General features: G+C 69.2%; 3 protein-coding genes. 1 reads left to right on the forward strand and 2 read right to left on the reverse strand.

What is annotated here, in order from left to right; translation table 11 throughout:
* Nucleotides 1-74: 74 nt before the first annotated feature.
* A complete protein-coding gene (gene sucD, locus ASG00_RS00060; protein ID WP_045246003.1) occupies nucleotides 75-977 on the reverse strand; it encodes a succinate--CoA ligase subunit alpha in 903 nt (300 codons plus the stop codon).
* Nucleotides 978-1,007: 30 nt separating this feature from the next.
* The gene (gene sucC, locus ASG00_RS00065) at nucleotides 1,008-2,174 is read right to left on the reverse strand and encodes an ADP-forming succinate--CoA ligase subunit beta (protein ID WP_045246004.1); all 1,167 of its coding nucleotides are present in this window, start codon (nucleotides 2,172-2,174) and stop codon (nucleotides 1,008-1,010) included.
* Nucleotides 2,175-2,308: 134 nt separating this feature from the next.
* On the opposite strand from sucC, the gene ASG00_RS00070 reads away from it, so the two are divergent.
* Complete coding sequence (locus ASG00_RS00070; protein ID WP_045246005.1) at nucleotides 2,309-2,974, forward strand: TetR/AcrR family transcriptional regulator; 666 nt, start codon at nucleotides 2,309-2,311, stop codon at nucleotides 2,972-2,974.
* Nucleotides 2,975-3,011: the final 37 nt, after the last annotated feature.

The following is a 3,011-nucleotide window of genomic DNA, read 5'->3' on the forward strand; positions in this document are numbered from 1 at the left end:
GGCGGCGCGGGCCGCGGCATCCGGGAACGACGACGGGCCGGCGGTGAACCGCCGGCCCGTCGAATGCGCTCCGATCAGAGCGACGCGATGATCTCGCGCAGCAGCGCGGCGGTCTCGCTCGGGGTCTTGCCGACCTTGACGCCGGCGGCCTCGAGGGCCTCCTTCTTGGCCTGCGCGGTGCCGGCGGAGCCCGACACGATCGCGCCGGCGTGACCCATGGTCTTGCCCTCAGGTGCGGTGAAGCCGGCGACGTAGCCGACGACCGGCTTGGTGACGTGGGCCTGGATGAAGGCCGCCGCACGCTCCTCGGCGTCGCCGCCGATCTCGCCGATCATGACGATCGCCTTGGTCTCGGGGTCGGCCTCGAAGGCGGCGAGCGCGTCGATGTGCGTCGTGCCGATGATCGGGTCGCCGCCGATGCCGATGGCGGTCGAGAAGCCGAGGTCGCGCAGCTCGAACATCATCTGGTAGGTCAGGGTGCCCGACTTCGAGACGAGGCCGATCGGGCCCTTGCCGGTGATGTTCGCCGGCGTGATGCCCACGAGCGACTCGCCCGGGGTGATGATGCCGGGGCAGTTCGGACCGATGATGCGGGTCGTGTTGCCCTTGCTCTGCGCGTAGGCCCACGCCTCGGCGGTGTCACCGACGGGCACGCCCTCGGTGATGACGACGAGCAGCGGGATCTCGGCGTCGATGGCCTCGATCATGGCGTCCTTCGTGAACGCCGGCGGCACGAACGCGATCGACACGTCGGCACCGGTCGCGGCGATCGCCTCGGCCACCGACGCGAACACGGGCAGCTCGACGTCGGCGCCCGCGGCATCCTTGTGCGCGACGGTGGTGCCGGCCTTGCGGGCGTTCACGCCGCCGACGACCTGAGTGCCCGCCTTCAGCATGAGAGCGGTGTGCTTGGTGCCCTCGCCGCCGGTGATGCCCTGGACGATGACCTTGGAGTCCTTGTTGAGATAGATCGACATAGTCCTAGTTCCTTATCCGGATGCCGCGGCTCAGGCGTTCGCCAGCTCGGCGGCCTTGTCGGCGCCCTCGTCCATGCCTGCGGCGAGGGTCACGAGCGGGTGGCCGGCCGCCGCGAGGATCGCACGACCCTCGTCGACCTGGTTGCCGTCGAGGCGTACGACGAGGGGCTTGGTGGCCGCGTCGCCGAGGATCTCGAGGGCCTTCACGATGCCGTCCGCGACCGCGACGCAGCTGGTGATGCCGCCGAACACGTTCACGAACACGCTCTTGACCTGCGCGTCACCGAGGATCACGTCGAGGCCCGCGGCCATGACGGTCGCCGAGGCGCCGCCGCCGATGTCGAGGAAGTTCGCGGGCTTCACGCCGCCGTGGTTCTCACCGGCGTACGCGACGACGTCGAGGGTCGACATGACCAGGCCCGCACCGTTGCCGATGATGCCGACCTGACCATCGAGCTTCACGTAGTTGAGGCCGGCGGCCTTCGCCTTCGCCTCGAGCGGGTCGGCCGCATCCTTGTCCTCGAGCAGCTCGTGCTCGGGGTGACGCACCTCCGATGCGTTGTCGTCAAGGGTCACCTTGCCGTCGAGGGCGATGATGTTGCCGTCGGCGTCGAGGATCAGCGGGTTCACCTCGACGAGGGTCGCGCCCTCGCCGGTGTAGACGTTGTAGAGCTTGACGAAGACGTCGGACACCTTCTCGACGAGCTCCTCGGGGAACTTCGCGGCGCGGGCGATCTCGACGGCCTTGGTCTTGTCGATGCCGGTGAGCGGGTTCACCTCGATGCGCGCGAGCGCCTCGGGACGCTCGACGGCGAGCTCCTCGATCTCCATGCCGCCCTCGACCGAACTGAGCGACAGGTAGGAGCGGTTCGAGCGGTCGAGCAGCACCGAGAAGTAGAACTCCTTGTCGATGCGGGCGCCGCCGGCGACCATGACGCGCTTGACGACGTGGCCCTTGATGTCGAGGCCGAGGATGGCCTTGGCCGCCTCGTACGCCTCGTCGGGGGTCTTCGCGACCTTCACGCCGCCGGCCTTTCCGCGGCCACCGGTCTTCACCTGGGCCTTCACGACGACGACGCCGCCGAGCTTCTCCGCGGCCGCCCTCACCTCTTCGGGAGTGTCCGCGACGATGCCCGGGAGTACCGGCACCTCGTACTTCTCGAATAGGTCACGTGCCTGGTACTCGTACAGATCCACAGTGCTTCCTTCGCTGGGGCGAACGGGATGACGACGCTCCAAAAGCGTCTCGACGTCGAGATAAACGACCAGTGCCCCAGCCTATACCGCGTGCCGATGTGCCTCCGCCGTGAGCGCGAGTAGGCTCGGCCTCCATGAGCGTGACTACACCGGCGGACGACGCACGCACCGTCGTCGTCCAGGCTGCGCTCGAGCTGTTCGCCTCGCAGGGGTTCGAGGCGACATCCGTCGACCAGATCGCGAAGGCGGCGGGCATCTCCCGCTCGACCTTCTTCCGGCAGTTCGGAGGCAAGGACGATGTCGTCTTCGCCGACCACGACGCGGTGCTCGAGCGCCTCCGCACCTTCCTCGATCGGGCGCACGCGGATCCGTGGGAGGCGATCTGCGAGGCATCCCTCATCGTCTACCGGCACTACCTCGCCGATCCCGAGCTCGCCCGCCGCCGCTACACCGTGGTGCGCCAGGTGCCGACGCTGCGCGACCGCGAGATCGTCACGGTGTTCCGCTACGAGCGCCTGTTCGACGAGTACCTGCGGCGCGCGCTGCCGGGCATCGAGCCGCTCACGGCGGTGAGCTTCGCCGCCGAGGTCACCGCGGTGCACAACCACGTGCTCCGGCAGCTGCTGCGGGGCACGAAGCGCATCCCGACCCAGACCCTCCGCGCCGCCCTCGACGACGTGCTCGCGCGCTTCGACGTCGGCCCCTCCCCCGAGGGTGCCGACGACGACGTGGTCGTGGCGGTGTTCCCGAGACGGATGCCGCTGGCCGAGGTCACGCGGCGGCTCTCCGCCGAGCTCTGAGCCGCGGCATCCGCTGCTCTCACACCTATCGCACCGG

Source organism: Microbacterium sp. Leaf351 (genome assembly GCF_001423825.1).
Lineage (GTDB): Bacteria > Actinomycetota > Actinomycetes > Actinomycetales > Microbacteriaceae > Microbacterium > Microbacterium ginsengisoli.

What these genes read in the sequence shown, in the direction of transcription:
- sucD (WP_045246003.1), bottom strand. Translation starts at nt 977, where the DNA reads ATGTCGATCTATCTCAACAAGGACTCCAAGGTCATCGTCCAGGGCATC.
- ASG00_RS00070 (WP_045246005.1), top strand. Translation starts at nt 2,309, where the DNA reads ATGAGCGTGACTACACCGGCGGACGACGCACGCACCGTCGTCGTCCAG.